Source organism: Komagataeibacter sp. FXV3, from assembly GCF_015155755.1.
GTDB lineage: Bacteria > Pseudomonadota > Alphaproteobacteria > Acetobacterales > Acetobacteraceae > Komagataeibacter.
Map to the genome: position 1 here is coordinate 1 of NZ_VWPI01000087.1, position 5,385 is coordinate 5,385.

General features: G+C 64.2%; 6 protein-coding genes and 1 pseudogene. 5 read left to right on the plus strand and 2 right to left on the minus strand.

Features of this window, described 5'->3' with window-relative positions; genetic code table 11:
- The 4 genes from hisA to F1542_RS08665 all read left to right on the plus strand — a co-directional run.
- Positions 1–764 (plus strand): 1-(5-phosphoribosyl)-5-[(5-phosphoribosylamino)methylideneamino]imidazole-4-carboxamide isomerase (gene hisA, locus F1542_RS08650; protein WP_193732678.1); only part of this gene is annotated, 764 nt, incomplete at its 5' end.
- A complete protein-coding gene (gene hisF / locus F1542_RS08655) occupies positions 764–1,525 on the plus strand; it encodes an imidazole glycerol phosphate synthase subunit HisF (protein WP_193732679.1) in 762 nt (253 codons plus the stop codon). The genes hisA and hisF, both read left to right, overlap by 1 nt.
- 32 nt (positions 1,526–1,557) lie before the next feature.
- Entirely contained in the window at positions 1,558–1,971 is a 414-nt protein-coding gene (locus F1542_RS08660) for a phosphoribosyl-ATP diphosphatase (protein ID WP_193732680.1), read from the plus strand.
- A gap of 25 nt (positions 1,972–1,996) precedes the next feature.
- Entirely contained in the window at positions 1,997–2,374 is a 378-nt protein-coding gene (locus tag F1542_RS08665; protein ID WP_193732681.1) for a histidine triad nucleotide-binding protein, read from the plus strand.
- A gap of 117 nt (positions 2,375–2,491) precedes the next feature.
- Here F1542_RS08665 and F1542_RS08670 read toward each other — a convergent pair whose 3' ends face one another.
- Entirely contained in the window at positions 2,492–4,276 is a 1,785-nt protein-coding gene (locus tag F1542_RS08670) for an ABC transporter ATP-binding protein (RefSeq protein ID WP_227672591.1), read from the minus strand.
- Positions 4,277–4,466: 190 nt separating this feature from the next.
- Here F1542_RS08670 and nth point away from each other — a divergent pair, with 190 nt between their 5' ends.
- Positions 4,467–5,162 (plus strand): endonuclease III, encoded by a 696-nt coding sequence (gene nth, locus F1542_RS08675; RefSeq protein ID WP_193732683.1) that lies wholly within the window; start codon positions 4,467–4,469, stop codon positions 5,160–5,162.
- 110 nt (positions 5,163–5,272) lie between these two features.
- Here nth and F1542_RS17145 read toward each other — a convergent pair.
- Positions 5,273–5,385 (minus strand): annotated as a pseudogene (locus tag F1542_RS17145) (IS5/IS1182 family transposase); the annotation flags it as partial.

Below are 5,385 nucleotides of genomic sequence, written 5' to 3' on the forward strand. Positions count from 1 at the left end.
CTGCAGCAGGACATGCCCCCGTGACCGGACACAGCCTGACACTCTATCCCGCAATCGACCTCAAGGACGGCACATGCGTGCGCCTGCGCCGGGGGGAAATGGACAACGCCACCGTCTATTCCGATGATCCCGGCGCACAGGCGCGGGCATGGATCGATGCCGGGTGTTCATGGCTGCATGTCGTGGACCTGAACGGTGCCTTTGCCGGGCGTTCGGCCAATACCGAAGCGATCGAATCCATCATCGCCAATGCGTCGGTGCCGGTGCAGCTGGGTGGCGGCCTGCGTGACCTGGACAGCATCGGCAAATGGCTCAATGCCGGGATCAGCCGCGTCATCCTCGGGTCCATCGCAGTCAAGAACCCCGAACTGGTGCGCGAGGCGTGCCGCCTGTTCCCCGGCCGGATCGTGGCGGGCATTGACGCGCGCAGCGGGCAGGTCGCGACCGAAGGCTGGGCCGAGACATCGGAAATGAAGGCCGTGGAACTGGGCCAGCGCATGCAGGATGTGGGCGTTGCCGCCGTCATCTTCACCGAAATCAGCCGTGACGGCATGCTGACCGGCATCGATATCGAACAGACCGCCGACATGGCCAATGCCCTGTCCATTCCCGTCATTGCCAGCGGGGGGGTGGGCAACCTTGACCACCTTGTGGCCCTGCGCGCCGCAACCGCGCAGGCGCCGGGTATCGAGGGCGTGATTGTGGGACGCGCGCTGTATGACGGGCGCATCGACCTGGGCGAAGCCCTGCGGGTCCTGGCCTGATGCTGAAGCTGCGCGTCATCCCCTGCCTGGACGTGAAGAACGGCCGGGTGGTCAAGGGCGTCAACTTCGTGTCCCTGCGCGACGCGGGCGACCCGGTGGAACAGGCGGCCGTGTATGACGCGGCGGGGGCGGATGAACTGACCTTCCTCGACATCACTGCCAGCAACGAAAACCGCGACACCATCCTTGATGTCGTCAGCCGCACGGCGGAACGCATCTTCCTGCCGCTGACGGTGGGAGGCGGCGTGCGCACCACGGATGACATGCGCCGCCTGCTGCTGGCGGGGGCAGATAAATGCGCCATGAATTCGGCCGCCGTCTCGCGCCCCGAACTGGTCAGCGAAGCCGCACGGAAATTCGGCAGCCAGTGCGTGGTCGTCGCCATTGACGCGCGCAGTGACGGCCATGGATCATGGGAAGTCTATACCCATGGCGGCCGCACCCCCACCGGGCGCAACGTGATCGACTGGTGTCGCGAAGTGGCGGAACGGGGCGCAGGTGAAATCCTGCTGACCAGCATGGACCGCGATGGCACGGGCAAGGGATTCGACCTTGACCTGCTGCGCGCGGCCAACCAGGCGGTACGTATTCCCATCGTGGCCTCCGGCGGGGTGGGGGAACTGGCGCATTTTGTCGAAGGTGCGCGTGCGGGGGCCACCGGCCTGCTGGCCGCCAGCGTGTTTCATTTCGGCCAGTTCACCATCCCACAGGTCAAGCAGGCGCTGGCGGCAGCGGGCCTGCCGGTCCGCCTGAGCGACTGATTCCCCTTTCCCTGCCCATTCGGAGCATTGTGATGGCCAAGCCAGAAAAATCCCGCAAGAACGCCCCGGCAAAAGCCGCCGCCGCCAGCCTGAAGCTGGAAGCGGTAGGCCCTGCCACCCCCGAAGTGCTGGACCGCCTGTTTGACGTTGTGGAATCGCGGCGTGGCACGGACCCGTCGGTCAGCCATTCCGCCCGCCTGCTGGCGCGCGGCCGGCGCAAGATCGCGCAGAAATTTGGCGAGGAAGCAGTCGAATGCCTGATCGAGGCCGTAGCGGGCAACCGGGGCGAACTGGTCAGCGAAAGTGCAGACGTGCTGTACCACCTGATCGTGATGTGGGTGGATGCCGGGGTCAAACCGGCGGAAGTCTGGGCGGAACTGGCACGCCGCGAAGGCACCAGCGGCGTCGCGGAAAAGGCGTCGCGCCCACGCGACCCGCTGGCCTGATCCACCCGCAAACAGGAGAATACCCATGGCCGTCAACGGCACCGGACCCTATGACCCGCAGAACGTGTTCGCCCGTATCCTGCGTGGTGAATTGCCGTGTAAAAAAGTCTATGAGGACGAATACGCCCTCGCCTTCCATGACATCGCGCCCAAGGCACCGATCCATGTGCTGGTCATTCCCAAGGGACCGTTCGTCTCCTTTGCCGATTTCAGCAGCAACGGTACGGAGGCCGAAATCACCGGCTTCACCCGCGCGGTGGGCAAGGTCGCACGCGACCTGAAGCTGGAAGCCCCCGGCTACCGGCTGCTGTCCAATGTGGGCGTGGAAGCGGGACAGGAAGTGCCGCATTTCCATGTCCACCTGTTTGGCGGCAAGGCGCTGGGCGCCATGCTGCCGGGCTGAGTGGGGACAAGTTTCCGGGTGTCGCCTTTTTTTAAAAAGGCGACATTCCCTGAAGCTTTCCGCAAAAAGCTTCACCAAAAACTTCCTTGATGATTACGGGATGTTTTCCGGTTGCGCCTATAGGGACTGAAGTTCAAACAGCCCGCGATAGATACCGCCCTCACGCGCCATAAGGGTGTCATGGGGACCGTCCTCGCACACCTGTCCGTGGCGGAAAACGATAATGCGGTCCAGCCCCATCACGGTGGACAGACGGTGGGCGATGACCAGCACCGTGCGCCCGGCCATCAACCGTTCCATCGCCTGCTGCACCAGCGTTTCGGAGTGCGAATCAAGGCTGGATGTCGCCTCGTCCATGATGACAATGCGGGCATGGCTCAGGAACGCGCGCGCAATGGCTATGCGCTGGCGCTCCCCACCCGACAGCTTGACCCCACGTTCGCCCACCATGGTGGCATAACCGCGCGGCAGGCGGGCAATGAAGTCCGCCGCATTGGCCTGCCGGGCCGCATGTTCGATTTCCGCCAGCGTGGCATCAGGCCGACCATAGGCGATGTTTTCCGCCAGCGAACGATGGAACAGCAATGGCTCCTGCGGCACGATGGCGATCTGCCCGCGCAGGCTGGACTGCGTGACGGCGGCGATATCCGTCCCGTCAATCGTGATCCGTCCCCCCTGCACATCATACAGCCGCTGCAACAGTCGCGTCAGCGTGGTCTTGCCCGAACCTGACGGGCCGACAAGGGCCACCTTGCTGCCCGGCGCGATATCAAGGTTCAGGTCATCAAACAGCAGCCTGCCGTGCTGGCGTTCATAGCCAAAGCGCACATGTTCGAACCGGATATGGCCCTGCGTCACCCGCAATGCCGTGGCGCCGGGGTGGTCGGCCACCGCAGGCTGCGTATGAAACAGGGTGACCAGTTCCTCCATTTCATTGACCGAACGCTGCACGACCGAAATCTGCTGGCCGATATCGCGCAGGTAGCCCTGGATCACGAACATCATCGTCAGCACATAGGCCACATCCCCCGGCCCCGCGCGGCCATGCATCCATAACAGCGCCACCCCCGCGATCAGCACCATGCGCATGAGCAGGGCGGCAAGGTTCTGCAGGTTGGCGCTATTGGTCCCGCGCAGCCATGACCGCACCGTGCGCTGCCGCCAGCGGCCCGCAACCCATGCCAGCCGCGCGTCCTCCCGCGCTTCCGCCCCGCACGCCTTCACCACCGCATTGCACGTCACCGCATCGGACAGGGTCGCCCCCATGCGCGTATCCCACGCATTGGCCAGACGCGCGGACGGTGCGACATAACGCAGCGTCAGCATGACCGACAGCGCCACCAGCGCCGCCGCCCCCACCGCCAGCACCAGTCCCATCAGCGGCCAGTGAAAGGCCAGCACGGCGGTTGTGGCGCACAGCACGATCCCCTCCGGTACCAGCATGAGCAGCAGCGTGTCCCCCAGCGTATCGACCGCCCCCATGCCACGCGTGATGCGCCGCACGGTTGACCCGGCGAAGTTGGAGGCATGCCATTCGCTGGAAAATCGCTGCACGCGGGCGAACACTTCCGTCACGATGCCGGTCATGACGCGCGATGTCAGATGGGTAATGCCGATATAGGCCGTACGCCGTGCAATGATGCCGCCCAGCCCCAGCACGGTGAGGCCGAGCACGTCCCATATGGCGTGATGGACCGCTGTCCGGGCTGCCGGATGGGACACGTCACTGACCAGCCAGCCCGCTACCAGCGGCATCATCACATCTGCCACGGTCGCTGCCGCAATCCCCACCAGCGTCCATGCCAGAAAGCCGGGATGCGCGCGCCACCTGCGCCAGACAAAGCCCAGCACGGCGGAAAACTCATGTTGTCCCGATGCCGGGCGGGGGAAAAAGGATGCCATTGCCAACACGTCATGATGCAGGGAACCATGCGGCCATGCGTTCAGGGCACATGCACCGCCGGGGCCGGAACGACTAGCCTTCGCAGCAGCCATGCGCAAGGACAATGGCCACTGCCTGTAGGCCAGGTGATTTACACTGCCCCCTGCAACGCCGCACAATGCCCGGCGATCCACCGCCTGCGAGTACCAGATGACAACAGCCAAATCCCCGAAGAAACCCGCGCGCCGCGCCATGACACTGACGGAAGTGCGCGCGTTCATCACCCGGTTGGCCGCCGCCAACCCGAATGCCGAAAGCGAACTGGATTTCGTGGACGACTATACCCTGCTGGTTGCCGTGGTGCTGTCGGCGCAGGCGACCGATGCCTCGGTCAACAAAGCGACAAAGGCGCTGTTCCGTGACGCGCCTACGCCACGGGCCATGGTGGAACTGGGGGAAGAAAAGGTCGGCGCGCATATCCGCACCATCGGGCTGTGGCGGACCAAGGCGCGCAACGTCGTGGCCCTGTCGCAGCAGTTGCTTGAACGTTTTGACGGCAGGGTGCCCTATGACCGCGCGGCCCTTGAATCCCTGCCCGGCGTGGGCCGCAAGACGGCGAACGTGGTGATGAACGTGGCGTTTGGCGACAGCACCATGGCGGTCGATACCCATATATTCCGCATTGGCAACCGCACGGGTCTGGCGCCAGGGGCGACCCCGCGCGCGGTGGAGGACCAGCTTGTCCGCCGCATTCCCGCCGACATGCTGCGTCCCGCGCATCACTGGCTGATCCTGCACGGACGCTATGTCTGCAAGGCCCGCAAGCCCGAATGCTGGCGCTGCCCCGCCTTTGACCCGTGCCAGTACCGCATGAAGGACGACCTGCGTGCGGTGGGCCCCGGATAAGGCGCCGCCGGTTTCCCCGCCGCCCGCACAAGCATGACGGCCTGTTTTAAAATGGCTGTTTGCAAAATAAAAATTCTTGGATGCCGCCTTTTTTCAGGGTCTGTTGGGAATTAACGCGAATTGATGATTGCAGCGGTGAGATAAATCATCGCTGCGAATGATCTGTCGGTCTTGTCGCTTCGCATGGCGATGCGCTTGAACTCCTTGAGCTTGCAGAAGAAGT